Annotated in this window: 15 protein-coding genes and 1 pseudogene; 4 read left to right on the top strand and 12 right to left on the bottom strand. The window is 62.6% G+C overall.

Annotation, left to right across the window (positions count from 1 at the left end; genetic code table 11):
• Positions 1–13: 13 nt before the first annotated feature.
• A complete protein-coding gene (locus CEQ44_RS11125; protein WP_088181802.1) occupies positions 14–715 on the bottom strand; it encodes a glutamine amidotransferase in 702 nt (233 codons plus the stop codon).
• Between the two features lie 112 nt (positions 716–827).
• Here CEQ44_RS11125 and CEQ44_RS25385 point away from each other — a divergent pair.
• A pseudogene (locus CEQ44_RS25385) lies at positions 828–3,155 on the top strand (GH92 family glycosyl hydrolase).
• A gap of 73 nt (positions 3,156–3,228) precedes the next feature.
• Here the strand turns inward: CEQ44_RS25385 and CEQ44_RS11115 are convergent.
• The 3 genes from CEQ44_RS11115 to acnA all read right to left on the bottom strand — a co-directional run bounded on the left by CEQ44_RS11115 (position 3,229) and on the right by acnA (position 6,706).
• Positions 3,229–3,486: a hypothetical protein gene (locus CEQ44_RS11115; RefSeq protein ID WP_088181801.1), complete on the bottom strand. Its 258-nt coding sequence runs from the start codon at positions 3,484–3,486 to the stop codon at positions 3,229–3,231.
• The gene (locus CEQ44_RS11110) at positions 3,483–3,959 is read right to left on the bottom strand and encodes a hypothetical protein (RefSeq protein ID WP_088181800.1); all 477 of its coding nucleotides are present in this window, start codon (positions 3,957–3,959) and stop codon (positions 3,483–3,485) included. Before CEQ44_RS11110 ends, CEQ44_RS11115 begins: the two co-directional genes overlap by 4 nt.
• Before the next feature lie 77 nt (positions 3,960–4,036).
• Positions 4,037–6,706: an aconitate hydratase AcnA gene (acnA, locus tag CEQ44_RS11105; protein ID WP_088181799.1), complete on the bottom strand. Its 2,670-nt coding sequence runs from the start codon at positions 6,704–6,706 to the stop codon at positions 4,037–4,039.
• 256 nt (positions 6,707–6,962) lie between these two features.
• On the opposite strand from acnA, the gene CEQ44_RS11100 reads away from it, so the two are divergent.
• Positions 6,963–7,163, top strand: a complete 201-nt coding sequence (locus CEQ44_RS11100) for a hypothetical protein (RefSeq protein WP_088181798.1) — start codon at positions 6,963–6,965, stop codon at positions 7,161–7,163.
• Between the two features lie 155 nt (positions 7,164–7,318).
• On the opposite strand, the gene CEQ44_RS11095 is transcribed toward CEQ44_RS11100, so the two are convergent.
• The 4 genes from CEQ44_RS11095 to CEQ44_RS11080 all read right to left on the bottom strand — a co-directional run bounded on the left by CEQ44_RS11095 (position 7,319) and on the right by CEQ44_RS11080 (position 12,522).
• Entirely contained in the window at positions 7,319–10,084 is a 2,766-nt protein-coding gene (locus CEQ44_RS11095) for a bifunctional aconitate hydratase 2/2-methylisocitrate dehydratase (protein ID WP_088181797.1), read from the bottom strand.
• A gap of 217 nt (positions 10,085–10,301) precedes the next feature.
• The gene (locus CEQ44_RS11090; RefSeq protein ID WP_088181796.1) at positions 10,302–12,074 is read right to left on the bottom strand and encodes a DUF885 family protein; all 1,773 of its coding nucleotides are present in this window, start codon (positions 12,072–12,074) and stop codon (positions 10,302–10,304) included.
• A gap of 54 nt (positions 12,075–12,128) precedes the next feature.
• Positions 12,129–12,332 (bottom strand): DUF5818 domain-containing protein, encoded by a 204-nt coding sequence (locus CEQ44_RS11085; protein ID WP_088181795.1) that lies wholly within the window; start codon positions 12,330–12,332, stop codon positions 12,129–12,131.
• A 4-nt stretch (positions 12,333–12,336) separates the two neighbouring features.
• The gene (locus CEQ44_RS11080) at positions 12,337–12,522 is read right to left on the bottom strand and encodes a DUF1328 domain-containing protein (RefSeq protein ID WP_088181794.1); all 186 of its coding nucleotides are present in this window, start codon (positions 12,520–12,522) and stop codon (positions 12,337–12,339) included.
• 172 nt (positions 12,523–12,694) lie between these two features.
• Between CEQ44_RS11080 and CEQ44_RS11075 the strand changes: the two genes are divergently transcribed.
• Positions 12,695–13,144, top strand: coding sequence for a PA2169 family four-helix-bundle protein (locus CEQ44_RS11075; RefSeq protein ID WP_088181793.1), 450 nt, complete (start codon positions 12,695–12,697; stop codon positions 13,142–13,144).
• A gap of 4 nt (positions 13,145–13,148) precedes the next feature.
• Here CEQ44_RS11075 and CEQ44_RS11070 read toward each other — a convergent pair whose 3' ends face one another.
• A complete protein-coding gene (locus CEQ44_RS11070) occupies positions 13,149–14,147 on the bottom strand; it encodes a D-glycerate dehydrogenase (RefSeq protein WP_088181792.1) in 999 nt (332 codons plus the stop codon).
• Between the two features lie 114 nt (positions 14,148–14,261).
• Here CEQ44_RS11070 and CEQ44_RS11065 point away from each other — a divergent pair, with 114 nt between their 5' ends.
• The gene (locus CEQ44_RS11065; RefSeq protein ID WP_088181791.1) at positions 14,262–14,759 is read left to right on the top strand and encodes an SH3 domain-containing protein; all 498 of its coding nucleotides are present in this window, start codon (positions 14,262–14,264) and stop codon (positions 14,757–14,759) included.
• Positions 14,760–15,459: 700 nt separating this feature from the next.
• Here CEQ44_RS11065 and CEQ44_RS11060 read toward each other — a convergent pair.
• From CEQ44_RS11060 to CEQ44_RS11050, 3 genes are all read right to left on the bottom strand, one after another.
• Positions 15,460–16,734, bottom strand: coding sequence for an amidohydrolase family protein (locus CEQ44_RS11060; protein ID WP_254913813.1), 1,275 nt, complete (start codon positions 16,732–16,734; stop codon positions 15,460–15,462).
• Between the two features lie 107 nt (positions 16,735–16,841).
• Positions 16,842–18,239 (bottom strand): amidohydrolase, encoded by a 1,398-nt coding sequence (locus tag CEQ44_RS11055; protein WP_088181789.1) that lies wholly within the window; start codon positions 18,237–18,239, stop codon positions 16,842–16,844.
• Complete coding sequence (locus CEQ44_RS11050) at positions 18,236–19,759, bottom strand: peptide MFS transporter (protein ID WP_088181788.1); 1,524 nt, start codon at positions 19,757–19,759, stop codon at positions 18,236–18,238. Before CEQ44_RS11050 ends, CEQ44_RS11055 begins: the two co-directional genes overlap by 4 nt.
• Positions 19,760–19,871 lie beyond the last annotated feature (112 nt).

The following is a 19,871-nucleotide window of genomic DNA, read 5'->3' as shown; positions in this document are numbered from 1 at the left end:
GATCAAGCTGCAACTAGATTCTTATCCCCGCCAGCCATTCGCCGATCATCGCCCGGCCCGCCGCCACCGCAATCGGGCCGTGCAAGCCATGATCCTCCCGCAGCGCAATCCCGCATTGTTGCGCCACGTCCAGATCGGCCCAGAAATGGGTCAGCCAATCCTCGAACCGCGGATCTTCGCCCATCTCCGCATGAAATTGCAGCGCCAGCAGGTTGGGACCGCGCCGGAACGCCTGATGCGCATAGTTGGACGTCGATGCCAGCAACTCGACATTGTCGGGCAGGTCGAACGTATCGCTGTGCCAATGCAACACCGGCACATCGATCAAATGGCGCAGCGGCGACGTCGCGCCCGCGCCATTTACGCTGACCGGTGCGAAGCCCAGTTCCATATGCCCGCCGGGATAGACCGGCGCGCCCAGCGCCGCCGCGATCATCTGACTGCCCAGGCACACGCCCAAGGTCGGTCGGTCGGCGGCGAGCCGCGCAGCGAGCTTATCGATCTGGAGCGGTATCCAGGGATGGACGTCCGTTTCATAGACGCCCATCGGCCCGCCCATCATGATAAGCAGATCGGGATCGCACAGATTCACGTCCGCAAAATCGGGGCTGGCGACATCGATCCGGTCGATAAGATAGCCCGCCGCCTCGATCGGTTGCAAATAGCCTGCGGCGCCTTCGCGCGGCACATGTCGGACGATCAATGCTCTCTTCATGATCCCCTGTGCTAACCAGCCCTACCGCGCGACGCCAGCCCAGCCTTTCTTGGGCCAGGAAAATTGCGGCTATCGGCTTGGCGCTGCCGTGCAGCCATGATTTAACCCGGTGATGATCCTGACCCGCCTCGCCCGCCCGCTCCTCTTCGCCAGCCTGCTCGCCGGGGCGGCTCTACCCGCCCAGACGCCGCAGCCGCCCGCACCCTCCCCTGTCGATGCTGTCGATCCTTTCATCGGCACGTCGGGCGAAGGCCACACATTCCCCGGCGCGGTCGCCCCCTTCGGCATGGTCCAACTGTCGCCCGACACCCATGTCGGCGCAGCGCGGCAGACCTATGCCTGGGCGGCAGGCTATCGCCATGAAGACCCCACCATCCTCGGCTTCTCCCACACCCATTTCTCCGGCGCGGGGCATAGCGACCTGGGCGATTTTCTGGTGATGCCGGTGAGCGGCGACACGGTGCCGCTGGAGGCGGGCGCGGTCGACACGCCTGGCTATCGCTCGCGCAAGGCGGACGAGGTCGCATCGCCCGGCTATTATGCCGTCACCCTGACCGATCCGGGCGTCCGCGCGGAAATGACGGCCGGCACCCGCGTCGGCGTCCACCGCTATGCCTTTCCGGCGGGCAAGGCGGCGCATCTGGTGCTGGACCTGCGCTCCATCATCTACGACTATCCAGGCAAGATCCTCTGGTCTTCGATCCGCATCCGGCCCGACGGCATAATCACCGGGTCGCGCGAAGTGCGCGGCTGGGCGACGCCCCGCCGCCTCTTCTTCGCCATCCGCTTTTCAACAACGCCGACCGGGCACCAGTTCGTCACCACCGAGAAGGATATTCTCTACAAGGGCTTCAAAGGGCCGGGTCGCGGCCCCGAAACGCTCGATGCCCTGGCGGGCCGGGCGATCGTCGCGCAGCTCGACTTCGGCAGGCTCGCCAAACCACTGGAGGTGAAGGTCGCGCTGTCGGGCGTGGACGAGGATGGCGCGATCGCCAACCTCGCCAGCGAGCCGGGCGATTTCGACGCCATTCGCGCCAAGACCCGCGCCGCCTGGGCCAATGCACTGGGCGCGGTGCAGATCGTCGCGCCCGCCCCGATGCGCACCAATGTCTATACCGCCCTCTATCACAGCCTGATGGCGCCCAGCATCTGGGGCGACGCCGATGGGCGCTGCGCGGGCCGGACGATCAGGTTCACGCGGCGTCGGGTTTCACCATGCACTCCACCTTCTCGCTATGGGATACGTTTCGCGCCGAACATCCGCTGTTGACCCTGATCCAGCCCGAAGCGAAGAATGCCGATTTCGTGAACAGTCTGGTCGCCAGTCATAAGACCAGTCCCTTCGGCATCCTGCCCGTCTGGCAATTTGCCGGCAAGGAAACCTGGACGATGATCGGCTATCATGCCGTGCCGGTGATCGCCGACGCCTGCCTCAAGGGCATCAAGGGCATCGACTGCGCCGCCGCGCTGAAAGCGATGGTCGCCAGCGCCGACTATGCGCCCTATGGGGGCCTCGGCGACTATATGAAACTGGGTTATGTGCCCATCGACCGGGAGCCGGAAGCGGCGTCCAAGACGGTCGAATATGCCTATGACGACTGGACCATCGCGCGGCTGGCGCGGCAATTGGGCGACGCGGCGACAGCGCAGCGCTTTGAGAAGCGCGCGGCAAACTGGCGCAACAGCTTCGACGCCAGGACCGGCTTCCTGCGCGCGCGCAAGGCGGACGGCACGTTCCGAACCCCCTTCGACCCAACCGCGATCAACTATGGCAGCGACTATACGGAGGGGAATGCCTGGCAATATAGCTGGTTCATGCCGCACGATCAGGGCGGCCTGTTCCGCCTGCTGGGCGGCGACGCCAAGGCGGTCGCCAAACTCGACGCCATGTTCGACTATGACAATAGCAAGATCGACTATAGCCATGCCGAGGATATATCCGGCCTGATCGGTCAATATATCCATGGCAACGAACCCAGCCACCATGTCGCCTATCTCTACACTTATGCTGGCCGACCCTGGCGCACGCAGGAGCGGTTTGAAGCAGATCGTCGATACTCAGTATAAGCCCACGCCCGATGGCCTCGCGGGCAATGACGATCTGGGGCAGATGTCCGCCTGGCTGGTGTTCACCGCGCTGGGCTTCTACCCGGTCGCGCCCGGCAGCGGGGAATATGTGATCGGTCGGCCGTTCGTGGAGCGGGCGGAAATGCGCGTGGGCGACAAGCGGTTCATGGTGCTGGCCGACGGCCTGTCGGACGCCAACCGCTATGTCGGCAAAGTTACGCTGAACGGCGAGGCGCTGGAGCGGAGCTTCATCACCGACGCGGAAATCCGGGCTGGCGGCGAACTGCGCTTCACCATGCAGGCGACCCCGGACAGGACATGGGCGACGGGCGTGAAGGCGCGGCCTTATTCGATGACGGGCTATGGGCGGTAGATTGGCGGCGCAGCGACATGTCTGAAGGTCTGCATCCGATGTTCGATCAAATGGTTGATGTCGATGAAGCGGGTCAAGAGCGGGACATTCTTCGGCGCATGATGCGCCATAGGGTGGCGAACCCCACAACGCTCCAGATGATGTTCAGCACCATCGAAGGGAAGGCACCGTGCCACCAGGTGTTGAGCACGAAAAGCGCAGCGCCGAGCGCGTTCAGCCACTGGAAAGTCGCCGACTCGCCAGACATCCGCCCGGTCGACACGCCGACATAGGCCGCTAGTACCAGTAGCGCGCCGATCCAGCCGATAATCTCGATCGCCACCGCCATCATTCGCCGCAATCCAGCGCGACGGTCGCTGTCTTCACCTGTTTGCCGAGCTTCGCCTCGATCGTCAGCTTGCCCGCACAGGTCGCATTGTTGATCCAAAGCGCGGTGGCCACGCTGCCTTCATAAGGGACCAATATGCCGGTCACGCTGCGGGAACCGAGCAGCTTTCCCGCGCTGTTGCGCGCGGTGATGACCAGCGGCGTTTCGGTCAGGAAACCGTCTGCGCCATTGCCCTTTACCCGCACCGTCACCAGCAAATCCTGCGCGGCCTCCTTGGCCTCCCCCTCGCCAATCACCGTGTTCCAACCGGAAAATCGGCTGGGCGGCGATGCGATATTGCCAGACAGGGTGCCGGACAATTCGTAGAAAAGCTGCGCACGGACGCTTTCGATGAGCGCGTGGGGCGGTGGCGGGTCCGCCGTTGCCGCTCCGGCCAGCAAGACGGCAGCCGTAACAAGACCAATGGTCGCGAACATGCCGACACTCCCCATTAGAAAAGGGCGCCCTCCTCGCGGAAAGCGCCCTCATAATCTTACGGCAGCGCGTCAGCCAATCAAGCGGCCAGCTTGCGCAACACATATTGCAGGATGCCGCCGTTCAGGAAATATTCCAGCTCGTTGATCGTATCGATACGGCAGAGCGCGGTGAAGGTGAAGGTCGATCCGTCGGCGCGGGTGACGACCACCTCCACATCCTGGCGGGGCTTGAGGTCCGCGACACCGGTGATGGTGAAGCTTTCGTCGCCCGTCAGGCCCAGCGTATCCCTGGTATCGCCATCCTTGAACTGGAGCGGCAGCACGCCCATGCCGACAAGGTTGGAGCGGTGGATACGCTCGAAACTCTCGACGATGACTGACCGGACGCCGAGCAGGTTGGTGCCCTTGGCCGCCCAGTCGCGCGACGATCCCGTCCCATATTCCTTGCCGCCGATGACGACCAACGGCGTGCCGTCCGCCTTATGCCTCATCGCCGCATCGTAGATCGGCATCACGTCGCCGGCATAGCGAGTCATCCCGCCCTCCACGCCATCCAGCATCAAATTCTTGATACGGATATTGGCGAAGGTACCGCGCATCATGACTTCATGATGGCCGCGACGCGAGCCGTAGCTGTTATAATCGGCCTGGCTGACCTGATGCTCGCTCAGCCACTTGCCGGCCGGGCTGGATGCCTTGATCGATCCGGCTGGCGAAATATGGTCGGTGGTGATCGAATCGCCGAAGATCGCGAGTGGCTTGGCTTCGATGATGTCGGTGACCGGCGCCGGGGTCATACTCAGCCCCTCAAAATAGGGCGGGTTGGCGACATAGGTGGAACCCGCGCGCCAGCTATAGGTGTCCGATCCCGTCACGTCGATCGCCTGCCAATGGGCGTCGCCCTTATAGACATTGGCGTAGCGCGCCTGAAACATCGCGCGGTCCATGCAGCCGGCCATGGTCGTGGCGACCTCGTCATTGGTCGGCCAGATGTCTCTTAGATAGACGTCGTTGCCCGCCGTGCTGACGCCGATCGGGGTGGTGATGAAATCCTCGATCACCGTGCCCTTGAGCGCATAAGCGACCACCAGCGGCGGGCTGGCCAGGAAGTTGGCGCGCACGTCGGGCGACACGCGACCTTCGAAATTGCGGTTGCCCGAAATGACGGCGGCCGCGACCAGGCCATTGTCGTTGATCGCCGCGCTGATCGCGGGCGCCAGCGGACCGGAGTTGCCGATGCAGGTAGTGCAGCCATAGCCGACCAGGTTGAAGCCTATGGCGTCCAGATGCTCCTGAAGCCCGGCCTTGTTAAAATAGTCGGTGACGACCTGGCTGCCGGGCGCCAACGACGTCTTGACCCACGGCTTGGGCTTGAGGCCCAGCTCGTTCGCCTTCTTGGCGACTAGGCCAGCCGCGATCATGACGCTGGGGTTAGACGTGTTGGTGCAACTGGTGATTGCCGCAATAGTGACGTCGCCATCGCCAATGTCGAAATCCTCGCCCGCGACGGGCACACGCTGCTGCGCCTTCTTGTAAGTGGTGACCAAGTCGGCGTTGAATACATCATCGACGTCGGGCAGGGATACGCGGTCCTGCGGACGCTTGGGGCCGGCCAGGCTAGGGACGACGGTCGCCAGGTCCAGTTCCAGCGTATCGGTGAAGACCGGCTCGATCGCGGGGTCGATCCAGAAGCCCTGTTCCTTGGCATAGGCCTCGACCAGCGCGATATTCTCGTCGGTGCGGCCGGTCAGGCGCATATAATCGAGCGTCTTGTCGTCGATGCCGAAGAAGCCGCAGGTCGCGCCATATTCCGGCGCCATATTGGCCAGCGTCGCGCGGTCGGCGAGCGACAGGCTAGCAAGGCCAGGGCCGAAATATTCGACGAAGCGCCCGACAACGCCGCGCGCGCGCAGCATCTGGGTCGCCGTGAGCACCAGATCGGTGGCGGTCACGCCTTCCTGCAATTCACCGGTGAATTTGAAGCCGACGACTTCGGGGATCAGCATGGAAACGGGCTGACCCAGCATCGCGGCTTCCGCCTCGATGCCGCCCACGCCCCAGCCCAGCACGCCCAGGCCATTGACCATCGTGGTGTGGCTGTCAGTACCGACGCAGGTGTCGGGATAGGCGACCAGTGTGCCGTCCGGGTCTTCGCTCGACCAGACGGCCTGGGCGATATTTTCCAAGTTCACCTGATGGCAGATACCGGTGCCCGGCGGCACGGCGTAGAAATTGGCGAGGGACTTGCTGCCCCATTTCAGGAAGTCGTAACGCTCCATATTGCGCTGATATTCGATTTCCACATTCTGTTCGAACGCCTTGGGCGTGCCGAATTCATCCACCATGACCGAATGATCGATGACGAGGTGGACGGGCACCTGCGGATTGATCTTGCCGGCGTCGGCGCCCAGCGCGTTCATCGCGTCGCGCATCGCAGCCAGATCGACCACGCAGGGAACGCCTGTGAAATCCTGCAACAGCACGCGGGCGGGGCGGTACTGGATCTCGCGCTGCGCCTTGCCCCGGTCCTGCTGCCAATCGACGATCGCCTGAATGTCTTCCGCCGTGACGGTGACGCCATCTTCGAAGCGGAGCAGATTTTCCAGCAGCACCTTCATCGAAAAAGGCAGGTGCGAAACATCGCCCAGCTTCGCCGCTGCCTTTTTCAACGAATAATAGGCAATGTCCTTGCCGCCCACGTTCAACGTGTCGCGCGTACCCAATGTGTCCTGTCCGATGGCGGTCATAAGATGTGCGTCTCCTCGCATGGCCTCGGCCAGAGGATGACGCGTTTCCACCAGAAGCTCGCAGAACGGCGATCAGAAACCGGCCGGCAAGGTGGCAGGGATGCGCCTCAACCCGTGGTCGAAGCAGGTATGTCCCGATGCTGCAGCGCCATAACATTTAAGAGTGTCAAGTCAAATGGCGACACGGGCTGAACCCCCTATGTAGGGATATGTTTCGCATATTTAAGCGTTGGGTGGGCAGAAAGGGGAAACATCCATGGAAGTCTGTTTTTCGCCCGTCGAAACCGGGATATCTGCTATCAATCCGCAATATCGCCAAGGGCAGGCGATGGCCTGCCCCGACTGCGGCGGCAACCAGTGGATCGTGGGTCGGGTAGTGGCGGAATGTGGGCGCTGCGAAACGCTGCTTCCGCTTGCTGCATCGCAACATCGCAGGTGGGTGGGCGGCTTGTCCTGACGCGGCTTCAGGCTGACTATACCTAGTCGACCTCTCTCCGTTTGGATCAAGTCACATATTCTGAGAACTGCCATAAACTGCAATGCGCCGCCGCATTTCCCAACAGGGAGAGCGCAGCAGCGGCATTGCTTGCAAAGGGACCGTACCCCTGTGGATCAGTGCGCCACCGGCGGCGCGAACTTGGTCAGGTCGATGCCCACCACCGCCTTCTTATACTCCTCGATACTGGGCGTGCGGCCCAGAACGGACGACAGCACCACGACCGGGGTAGAGGCGAGCAGCGATTCCCCCTTCTTCTCCGTGGTATCTTCCACCACACGCCCCTGGAACAGGCGGGTCGAGGTGGCCAGGACGGTGTCGCCCCTGGCGGCTTTCTCCTGGTTGCCCATGCACAGGTTGCAGCCCGGACGCTCCAGATACAGGGTATTCTCGTAGCTGGTGCGCGCCGCGCTCTTGGGCGCGACATCGTCAAATTCGAATCCCGCGTACTTCCTCAGTACGTCCCAGTCGCCCTCGGCCTTCAACTCATCGACGATATTATAGGTCGGCGGAGCGACGACCAGCGGCGCCTTGAATTCGACCTTGCCTTCGGTCGCCTCGATATTCTTGAGCATCTGGGCCAGGATCTTCATGTCGCCCTTGTGCACCATGCACGACCCGATGAAGCCCAGGTCGACCTTCTTGGTGCCGCCATAATAGGACACGGGGCGAATGGTGTCGTGGGTGTAGCGCTTGGATACGTCGGCATTGTTGACGTCCGGGTCGGCGATCATCGGCTCGTCGATCAGGTCCAGATCGACCACGACCTCCGCGAAATATTTGGCGTTGGGGTCGGGCGCGAGCGCAGGCTTCACGCCGGACCGAATCTCGCCGATCCGCGCATCCGCCTTGGCGATCAGTCCGCGCAATGTGCCCGCGGCATTCTCCATGCCCTTGTCGATCATGATCTGGATGCGCGACTTGGCGATCTCCAGCGACTGGATCAGCGTTTCATCCTGCGAAATGCAGATCGACGCCTTGGCCTTCATTTCGGCCGTCCAGTCGGTGAAGGTGAAGGCCTGGTCCGCGAGCAGCGTGCCGATATGCACTTCGATGATCCGGCCCTGGAATATATTTTCGCCACCGAACTGGGCCAGCATCTGTGCCTGGGTCGCATGGACGACGTCGCGGAAGTCCATATAGGGCAGCATCTTGCCTTTGAACGTGACCTTCACCGATTGCGGGATTGGCATGGTCGCCTCCCCCGTGGCCAGCGCCAGCGCAACCGTGCCGGAGTCCGCGCCGAAGGCCACGCCCTTCGACATGCGGGTGTGGCTGTCGCCGCCGATGATGATCGCCCAGTCATCCACGGTGATGTCGTTCAGCACCTTGTGAATCACGTCCGTCATCGCATGATAGCGGCCCCTGGGGTCGCGCGCGGTGATGAGGCCAAAATTGTTCATGAAGGACATCAGCTTGGGGATGTTGGCCTGCGCCTTCTTGTCCCAGACCGATGCGGTATGGCAGCCCGACTGATAGGCACCGTCGACCAGCGGCGAAATGACGGTGGCCGCCATTGCTTCGAGTTCCTGCGCGGTCATCAGGCCGGTGGTGTCCTGCGATCCCACGATGTTGACCTTCACGCGCACGTCCGACCCGGCGTGCAGCACCTTGCCGGGCGTCACGCCAACGGCGTTGCGGTTGAAGATCTTCTCGACGGCGGTCAGGCCCTGGCCCTCGACCGTGATTTCCCTGTTTGGGGCGAACACCAGCGGCGCTTCCACGCCCAGCGTTTCGGCGGCGAAGGTCTGGAGCTTCTTGCCGAACACGATGGCGTAGCTGCTGCCCGCCTTCATGAATTCCATCTTCTGCGGCGTGAAGGCGGCGGCGACATCGACCAGTTCATTGCCCGCTTCGTCAGTCAGTTTCTTGTTCTTGACGTCGATCTTGAGGACCGTGCCAGTCGCGACGGAGAATTTTTCCTCCAGCACCGGATTGCCGTCATTGTTCAGGATGGCCTTGCCGTCCGGGCCGGTCATCTTCACCCAGTTTTTGAGGTTGATGCCGATGCCGCCGGTCACGTCCACCGTAGTCGCGAAGATCGGTGAAATGCCATTGGTGCCGCCGACGACGGGGGCATAGTTGACGAAGGGGACATAGGGGCTGGACTGCTTGCCGGTCCACAGCGCCACATTGTTAACGCCCGACATGCGCGAGGAGCCGACGCCCATCGTGCCCTTTTCGGCGACCAGCATGACGCGCTTGTCGGGATGCTGCGCCTTGAGCGCCACGATCTGCTGCTGCGCCTCCGGCGTCATCATGCACAGGCCATGCAGTTCGCGGTCGGAGCGCGAATGCGCCTGGTTGCCTGGCGACAGCAGATCGGTCGAGATATCGCCTTCGCCCGCGATGAAGGTCACGACCTTGATCTCGTCCTCGACTTGCGGGAGCTTGGTGAAGAACTCTGCCTTGGCGTAGCTTTCCAGCACGTCCTTCGCGACCGGATTGCCCGCGGCATAGGCATCGCGCACGCGGAACATGTCCGCGTCATAGAGAAAGAACTGGGTCTTGAGGACGTCGCCCGCCTGACTGGCGATCACGGCATCATCGCCCAGCGCGATGTCGAGCAGCACGCCGATCGAGGGGCCGCCCTTCATGTGGCTGAGCAGTTCGAGCGCGAAAGCCGGGGTTATTTCCGGGACGGTCACGTCGCCCAGGATGATCTGCTTGAGGAAAGCGGCCTTGGCGCCCGCAGCGCTCGTGGTGCCCGGCAACGTGTTGTAGATGAAGAATTTGAGCGCGTCAGCACGATGTTCGCTGCCCATGTCCTGGATCAGGGCGATGATTTCGCTGAGCAATGCACCATCGTCGATCGGCTTGGGCGCCAGTCCCTCAATCTTTCGGCTGTCGATTTCGGCCAGATAATCCAGGTAAATGCTCATCTTTTCCCCAACGTCATAAAGTGTACGGACTCGACGCGCAGCGCCACTTGCCGATCTTTATGCCCGGTCTGGGAACTGACGCGGCTCCGGTACGTCAATGGATGCGGATTGGCAAGTCGCGGCGGCGGCTCAAAATGATGCTTCCATCTACGCCAATCGCCCGAAAACTGGAGCTTTTCCTATTACTATGAGTAAATAATGGACTTAAGTCGGACGGCTATGCCTTGGCCTTCTCCGCTGCGATCCAACTGTCCATCTGGCTGTCCAGCACAGTCAACGGCACTGCGCCCTGCGCCAGCAGCGCATCATGAAAGCGGCGCAGGTCGAATTTCGGTCCCAGCGCGCTTTCCGCTTTCGCACGCAATTGCCGGATTTTGATCTCGCCCAGCTTGTAACCCAGCGCCTGCCCCGGCCAACTGATATAGCGATTGACCTCCGCATCGATATTCGCGTCGGACAGCGCGCTGTTGCTCTTCATGAAGGCGACCGCCCTGCCCTTGTCCCATCCCTTGGCATGGATACCGGTGTCCACCACCAGGCGACAGGCGCGCCACATCTCGTAGGACAATCGCCCCATCATCTTTTCGGGCGTGTCATACAGGCCCATCTCCTCGCCCAGATATTCGGTATAGAGCGCCCAGCCTTCCACATAGGCGGTGAAGCCCGCCAGATATTTGCGGAACGGGGGCAGCGGCAATTCCTGTTGCAGCGCGATCTGGTTGTGGTGGCCCGGCACCGCTTCATGCGCCGTCAGCGCGGGCAGTTCCCAAAAGGGCCGCTGGTCGAGCTTGGACGTGTTCACCCAATAAGTGCCGGAAATGCCGCTCTCCGGCGCGCCTGGCCCATAATAGGCCGTCGTCGTGCCTTCCGCTTCGGCCGCAGGAATGGCTTTCAACCCATAGGGCAGCCGCGGCAGCGTACCGAAATAGCGCGGCAGTAAGCCGTCAATCGTCTTGGCCTGCCGCGCCGCGACGCGCAGCAGTTCCTCCGACGTCTTCGCGTAAAAGCTGGGATCGGTGCGCAGATGCTGGATATAGGCGGCGCGACTGGGATAGCCGGCCTTAGCCGCAATGGCGTCCATCCGCTTGCCGATCCGCGCGACCTCGTCCAGCCCGATCTGGTGTATCTGGCCCGGCGTCAGGTCCGTCGTCGTATGCGCCTTCACCCGGCCGGCGTACCAGGCCGCACCGCCCGGCAGCGCCGAAGCGCTGTCGTTCTTGCGGCAATGGGGCAGATACTCCGCCACGAACAGGTCGTGCCATTTGCGATATTCCGGCGTCAGGACGTCCCGGATCAGCGTCACGGCCCGCGCCTGCATCGCGCTCCAGTCGGCCTCGCTGATGTCGCGCGGCCTGGCCCGCTTGAACGGCTCGTAGAAGCGCGTCTCCTCCGGCTTGCCCGCAACGATGCCGCTGATCGTCCCCGCATAATTTTGCAGCACCGAACAGGGCTGGACATAGCCGTCCCTGATCGCCTGTCGCGTGATGGCCAGCGCGTCGCCATTCTGCTTGGGGTAGAGCGCCAAGCGCTTCAGATAGCTGTCATAATCGGCGCGATTGTAGAAAGGCAGGCCGTCGGCCATGCCCGAAAAGCCCTGATGCCAGCCATAATAGGTGGTGAACAGCATCAGCCGCTCGGCCGGATGCGCGTCGCCATCGATATCGTCGCGCAGCATCCACAGCAGCACGTCACGATTCACCCGATCGGCCGCATCCAGTTGCTGCGTCGACACGCGCTCCAACCGATCCACGAAGCCGCGCTCCGCCTTGATCTGCGCGTCGCGCGCGATCAGCGAAATATCATAGATCCGGTCATCATAATCGCGCACCCCGCGGGCTGTCGCCTCGAGCGGATGGGCGGACAGATACCAGGTCCAATGGTCGTCCATAACCTTGGTCAATTGATCATGCGCCAATTGATTATGGGGCGTTTGCGCCTGCGCCAGAACGGGGGCGGCAACGGCGAGCATCAGGGACAGAATCTTGCGCATGGACGCAATGGTGCGCGCGTCCGATCGCTTTTGGCAAGGGGGCAGCGCCAGAGTTCAGGCGGCGGCTACACCCTCCGCCTCAACAATGCCGTCTCCGGCGTAAAAACCCCGCACGCGCACCCGTTTTTCAACATGATCGACGGGTACGCGCAACAGGACGAGGCGGTAGCTACCGCCCAGATCGCGCTGGAGCAGAAAGCCGGCTTCGTCGCGCAGCAATCTGCCGGTCTCGTTCACGCCAGCGCCAATCTCTGTCATCCGCTTAATCTACAGCGTCCTTGATGCCCTTGCCAGCCAATATACCAAGAACAAGAAAAAGCACGAATATGGCGATGGCGATGAAGAACAATATCTTGGCGATGCCGACGAAAGCGCCGGCTGCGCCGCCAAAGCCGAGCAAGGCCAGCACGGCAGCAATGACGAGGGATATGACGGCCAGCTTAAGCATGGTAAGTCCTTTCGTTTCGAAGGCGGTCTATATTTACCCAACCGATGGCCGCCCTGCTTGTTCCCGAATCAAAATATAGGGATAACAACAGATTAAGGTTCATTCTCACATATCTGAATGAACTACTGCGCCTGATTGGCCGTTATTCCCGCACAATATAAAGGAGACGGCGATGTCTAACAATCATGCCATCAGCAAGCTGGACGACCTCATCACGACCTTGATCGATAGTGTGAAAGGCTATGAACATAGCGCAGACAAGGTGACGTCGGACGCGTTCCAGACGCTGTTCCGCGATCTCGCGGCCGAACGCGCCAAAGCGGTGGATCTGTTGCAGGCCCGCAGCCGGGAACTGGGCGGCAAACCGAACGCATTCGGCTCCGTGGCTGGCACCGTTCATCGTCGGATGGAGGATATCTTCGTGGCGCTGGGCGGCGGCGACAAGGCGGTGATCCAGGCTATCGATCGGGGTGAGGATTATCTGCGCGAGGAGTTTGAGCGCGTGTTGAAGGACGAAGCGATAGACGCCGAAACGCAGGATGTGGTGCGCCGCGCCTATGAATCGGTCGCGCATGGCCATATCGTCGTGAACGGGCTGAAGGACCAGCTCGCCACGGCTTAAGCGATCAAACCCAGCCTTCCAGCACTTGGTTCGGCGGCCTGTGGCCATCGACCCAGGTGCGGATATTGGCGATCACCCGCGCGCCGGTCGCGTCACGCCCCTCGAAGGTCGCGGACCCCATATGCGGTAGCAACACGACGTTGGACAGCGCCAGCAGCCGCGGATCGACCGCCGGCTCATGGGTATAGACGTCAAAGCCCGCGCCGGCGATCCGCCCTTCGTCCAGCGCCGCGATCAGCGCCTGCTCGTCGGTGATTTCTGCGCGTGACGTGTTGATGAGATAGGCGTGCGGCGGCATCAGGCCGATCCGCCGCGCATCGATCACGCCGCGGCTGTCGGCGTTCAACGGGCAATGGATCGACACGATGTCACTGCCCCTTAACAGCGCGTCCAGGTCGCCATGCCATTCCGCCTCCAATTCCTGCTCCACTTCGAAGGGCAGGCGATGGCGGTTATGATAGGCGATCGACAGGCCAAAGGCGCGCGCGCGGCGCGCGACGGCGCGGCCGATCCGCCCCATGCCGATGATGCCCAGCTTCTTGCCGCCGATCCGGTGGCCCAGCATCCCCGACGGGCTCCAGCCGCGCCATTCTCCGGTACGGACCAGCTTTTCCCCCTCCGCCAGGCGGCGCGGCACCGACAGGATCAGCGCCATCGTCATGTCGGCGGTATCCTCGGTCAGGACGCCGGGCGTGTTGGTGACGATGATCCCCTTCGCCCGCGCGGCCGACAGGTCGATATGATCCACCCCGCTGCCGAAGCTGGCGATCAGTTGCAGCCTTTCCGGCGCGGCCGCCAACAGCGCGGCGTCAATCTGGTCGCTGATGCACGGCACCAGCACGTCGCACTGGGCCATCGCGCGGGCCAAGTCGGTGCGGCTCATCGCCACATCGCCGACATTGAAGCTGGCGTCGAACAATTGGGCCATGCGCGCCTCCACATTGGGCGGCAGGCGGCGCGTGACGATGACGCGCGGCTTTGCGGGACGCTGCTTCTTGGCCATGGTTCAAGCCGCTATTCCCGCCCGCGTCGCCGGTCAAGCGGATATGGCGACGGACAACGCCACCGGCGACATCAGCGCTTGTCGGCGCGCCACGGCCGGGAGTAAGGAACGACAATGGGTGATACGGCATTTGGGTCTGGAATGAAGCGTCTTTTATGGGGCGTCGCGGCGGTCGCCTGTGTGGCGACGGCGAGCGCGGCGCTGGCCGGGCCGGGCAAGCCGGTGCCCTATTGGGCGTCGCTATCGCAGGACGAGGCGCGGATGCGCGTCGGACCTAGCCTGGATTATCCATCCAACTGGATCTACCGCCGCCGCGACCTCCCGGTAAAAGTGGTGCAGGTGCTGGGCCTATGGCGTAAGGTGGAAGACCCCGATGGCGCGCAAGGCTGGATGCATGTCCGCCTGCTCAGCGACACGCCGACCGCGATCGTCCGGTCGGAGGTCGCGCCGCTGCGCGAATCGCCGCGCGATGGATCGCGGGCGCTGTTCCGGGCGGGCCGCGGCGTGGTCGGGCGACTGGGCGACTGTTCGGGCGGCTGGTGCAATTTCGACGCCAAGGGTCAGCGCGGCTATGTGAAGGCCAGCGACGTGTGGGGCGCGACCGGCGGCTAAGGTTTTCCGCGCTTAACTTCGCACATTTCCCGCCGGTTTCGACATTTTAATGCGGAAATAGGAAATTTCGTTACGAGCATCAGAGGCGCGCGGATGGCGCGAAAAGCGGTCGTGTGAAAGAGCCGACGCCAATGTAGCAAAGACAGGGCATGTAGGACAGTTTTGGGTGGGAATCGGAAGGTCGGTTTGCGGCAGGGCAAGCCTGCCACATCACGCACGATGTAATTTATTGAAACATAACATATAAAATAAGGCCGATGATCGATAATATCGTTACAAATGTAACAATGAAATGCAAAAACTGGATTTTTGGCGAGAATATTAGCGCAATAGAAACCAATATTGAGGCGCATGCTTCATATTGCACGACATGTAGAGTGAAACGTTCATTCGGAATGGTGTTACCATAAGCCGCGATTGCAACAATTATAACTACTGGAAAGAAGAAAATTATGCTTATTATTGCTATCGCTATTCTTAGCATTTTGACCTCAATCTAAGATGCAAAATGGACTAGACACGGGTGCTAAACAACTCGTTTAAATGTCCGCGAATGATCGCTTTAGGCGATTCTTCCCCTTGAAGGGGAAGTGACAGGCCGAAGGGCTGACGGAGGGGTATCTCCCTATCGACATGCCGCTACCCCTCACCACTTTAGAGATCCCACGGAAAAGGCACCGAAGTCCCCCCCCTTCTCCATTCACCATTCATAGGCCTTGGGCAACGCGCCCTCGGTCGGCGTCGCATAGCGGTCACGCAGCTTGGTCTGGCGGTTTTCGAGCGGTTGCTGCACGCCGTCGATCCAGACTGCGACCGGGGCGGACGTCATTTCCAGCGGGTCGCCGTCCCAGATCACCACGTCGCCCGCCTTGCCGGTCTTGAGCGACCCGACGCGGTCGCCCAGCCCCATCGCTTCGGCCGGGGCCGATGTGATGGTGCGCAGCGCCTGCCCCCAGCTGAGGCCCGTCGCGCCGGGCACTTTGAGCAGCGCGACCATATTGCCCGCCTGTTGTGTCGCCGTGCGCAGTTGGAGGGCGTCGTCGCCGGTCAACATCCCCATGGAAACGCTGACGCCCGCCTTCACCAGTCGGCCGACATTGCTTTGCGTCGCGGCCAGCTTCTCGAAGCTGGACGGCAGGTCTTCCAGCCCCGCGGTGATGACGGGCACCTTGGCCGCCGCGATCTGCGCTGCGACCATCCAGCCTTCGGTTGCCCCCGCCAGGATCAGTTTCAACGCGGGGAAATCCTGCCGCAGGGCGAGGACCGCGAGGATGTCGCGCGCGCTTTCGGCATGGACCATCAGCGGCATCGCGCCGCTGACGACCGGAACCAGGGCTTCGGCATCGACGCGGTTGAGCAGCGCGTCCTTCGACCGGCCGTCATAGCTGGCGGGGGCCTTGGCATAGTCCTGCGCTTCGCGCAGCATCATCTTGAAGGTCAGGATCATCGCCGCGCGGCTGCCGCCCGCTTCGTCCGCGCCCGCTTCGCCCATTTCGACATATTGGAAGGCGCGGGCTTTGGTGATCGGGGTCATGTCCGCGCCCAGATCGACCACCGCGCCCTGCCCGGCGAAGATGTTGGTGCCGGTGGCGGGCGCGACCACGGCGCGGGTGACGCCCGCGGTGCGGCTGATCGCGATCGGGTTGGCGAGCGGATTGATGACGGGCGCGACGTCGATCGCGGCCGAGAAAGGCGATCGGGCGCTGGTGTCGTTGGTTTCCTTGACACCCGGCACTTCGGCCAGCCCCACGCGGGAAAAGCCCGATATGATGCCCGGCGTCACCCATTTGCCGCCGGCGTCGATCGTCTTGACGCCCGCGGGCACGGCGACGCCCGCGCCGGCGGCCACGACCTTGCCCGCGCTGATGACGACGGTGCCGTTTCTGATCGGTTCGGAGCCATCGCCGATGGCCAGCGTCGCGCCGGTGATGGCGATGGATTGGGCGAAGGCTGGATGCGCAAAAGCGGAGACCAAGGCCAGCCAAGCAACCGCCGTTCGTTTCGAGCGAAGTCCAGAAACGATAGAACAGCGCTTGGCGCTTCTCGACTTCGCTCGAAGCGAACGGAGGTCTTTTGGCACGCTCATTTCACATCTCCCGCGCCGATCTGGCCCAGTTCGAAATCGACCACCGGCCGCAGCTTGGGATTGGCGCTGTCGTAGAGGAGCGCGCCGTCGATCCACACTTTTTCCGGCCGGGTATAGGTGCTGAACGGATTGCCGTTCCACAGCACGACGTCGGCCATCTTGCCGACCTTGAGGCTGCCAGTCTGCTGATCGATCCCCATGGCGCGTGCCGGATTGATGGCGAGCCAGGTCCAGGCGACCTCATCGGGGATGTCGATCCCCATGCGCCGCCCCGCGCCCAGCGCCTTGGCCGCTTCCTGGTTCAGCCGCTGGATGCCGTCCTGGTCGTCGCTATGGACGATGGCGCAGGCCCCGGCGCGGTGGACGAGGGGCAGGTTTTCCTTGATGCCGTCATAGGCTTCCATCTTGAAGCCATACCAGTCGCCCCACAGCGCCGCGCAAATGCCGTTGTCGCGCAGCAGGTCAGCGATCTTATAGGCTTCGACCGCATGGTGGAAGGCGGTGACTTTATAGCCGAATTCCTTGGACATATCGATGACATTGGCCATCTCGTCCGCACGGTAGCAATGGTTCTGGACCAGGATCTTTCCTTCCAGCACGTCGGCCAACGTCTCCATGCCCAGATCGCGGGTCTGGTCCTTACCTGCGGCGCGCTTCTTCTGATAGTCGCGCGCCTTGATCCAGGTCTGGCGGTTGACCGCCATATTGCCCATCCGGGTGGCAGGCTCGCGACCCTTGCTCCCATAGACGCGCTTGGGATTTTCGCCGCACGCCATTTTGAGGCCATAGGGCGCACCGGGGAATTTCATGCCCTGCATGGTGCGGGCGGGGACGTTCTTGAGCGTGACGCTGCGCCCGCCGAACAGGTTGGCGGAACCGGGCAGGATTTGCAGGCTGGTCACGCCGCCATTGGCGAGCGCGCGGGAAAAGCCCGCGTCCTGCGGCCAGATGCTATGTTCGGCCCAGACATGCGCTGTGACTGGCGCCGTCGCTTCGTTGCCGTCGCTGTTGGCGTCCACGCCGGGGGAGGGATAGTCGCCCAGATGGCTGTGGATGTCGATCACACCAGGGGTAAGATATTTGCCCGTGCCGTCGAACAGCGCGATGTCGGCGGGGATCGGCGTGTCGGGGCCGCCGATGGCCGTCACCTTGCCATCGGACAGGAAGACCACGCCGTTGTCGATGCGGCCGCCCTCCCCGTCGAAGATGGTGGCATTGCGGATCGCGGTGGGGCGGCCGGGATAGGCTTTGTAGGTGGAGGGATAGGGGTTTTCCGGCTCCGCCGAAGAGCCTTGCGCGGGCGGTGCTTCCTCCTTGTCCTTGCGCGCGGCGACGGGTCCGGCGACCCCCGTCAGCAGCGCCGCGATCAGCAGCGCGCGTCCATATGTCCTCATGCTTTGTCCTCCGCACCGATCAGGTCGAGATGCATCAATCGCTTGATATAGGGCGACACGAGCAGCACCAGCCCGCCCACCACGATCGCAAACCAGCCGATGCGGCTATACACGTCCAGCACCTGGGTCACGTCGCCCGCCTCCCCGCTGCCGGTGGCGCGGGCGATCAGGCCCGCGATGAAATTGCCCGCCGCCATGGCCAGGAACCAGGTGCCCATGACCAGCCCCACCATCGACGATACCGACAGGCGCGTCATGGCCGACAGGCCGACCGGCGAGAAGCAGAGTTCGGCCATGGTGTGGAGCAGGTAGATGAGGAAAACGAAGATCACCGGGGTCAGATTCTCGCCCGCCATCGCCGCGCCCGCGACCAGCACCAGGAAGCCTGCGCCGCACAGGACCAGGCCGATGCCGAATTTGGCGGGCGAGGATGGCTCCAGCCGACGCTTGTCGAGGAAGGTCCACAGCACCGCGAACAGCGGCGCGAGCAGGATGATGAAGACCGAATTGACCGACTGGAACAGGGACGCAGGGACTTCCCAGCCCAAAATGGCGCGATCGACATTGCGGTCGGTAAAGATGTTGAGCGACGATCCGGTCTGTTCGAACAGGCCCCAGAACAGGGGGTTGAGCGCGATCAGGAACAGCGCGGCGAACATCCGGTCGCGGTCGATCCTGCCCAGCGTGCCGACCGTGCGCCACAATATATAGACCACCGTCAGCGCCGAAAAGGCGAGCAGCGCATAGCCCAGCAGTTCAGCATAGCGGATCACCAGCCAGATCACGGCGACGCCGAGCGCGGCGGCCAGATAAATGGTCCATTCCTGGCTGAGGCCGGTCGCGGTCCGAGCGCGCAAGATCTGTGGCGCGGGCGGCTCGCCCTTGCCCAGCAGCCAGGGTTTCAGCCACACGAACATGACCAGGCCCGCCAGCATCCCCACGCCCGCCGCCCCAAAGCCCCAGCTCCAGCCCCATAGTTCGCCCAGCAATCCGCACACGATCGGGCCGAGCATCCCGCCCATGTTGATGCCCATGTAGAAGATCGAAAAGGCCGGATCGCGGCGATGATCGTCGCGCGCATAAAGCTCGCCCACCAGCACCGAGATATTGGCTTTGAGGAAGCCGGTGCCCACGATGATGCTGGCCAGCGCGAAGTAGAAACCGTTGAGGAACAGGGGGTCTTGCCCCCCCGGCCCCTCGGTGATGGCGATCAGGAAATGGCCGATGGCGATGAACACGCCGCCCACCAGCACCGCCTTGCGCGGTCCTAGGAAACGGTCGGCCAGATAGCCGCCGATGACCGGCGTGATATAGACCAGCGACGTGTAGGCACCGTAGAGCAGATACGCCTTGTCCTCACCGAAGAGGAAATGTTTGGTGAGGTAGAAGATCAGGATGGCGCGCATCCCGTAATAGGAAAACCGCTCCCACATTTCCGCGAAGAAGAGCAGATACAGCCCGCGCGGATGGCCGAGCCAGGTCTTGCCTGCCTCGGTCGTCATCATGTCCGAAGTCGCCATTCGGCACCCTTTGCTTATCTTGTGTCCGGCCCGCCAGGCGGGGGCCGCTTATGGGACGCAGCCTAGAGCGGATCGGATCATCCTGTCAAAAGCGCACCATATCTGTGCGCTC

Source organism: Sphingobium sp. Z007 (assembly GCF_900013425.1).
Lineage (GTDB): Bacteria > Pseudomonadota > Alphaproteobacteria > Sphingomonadales > Sphingomonadaceae > Sphingobium.
This window is presented reverse-complemented; position numbering and strand designations above follow the sequence as displayed.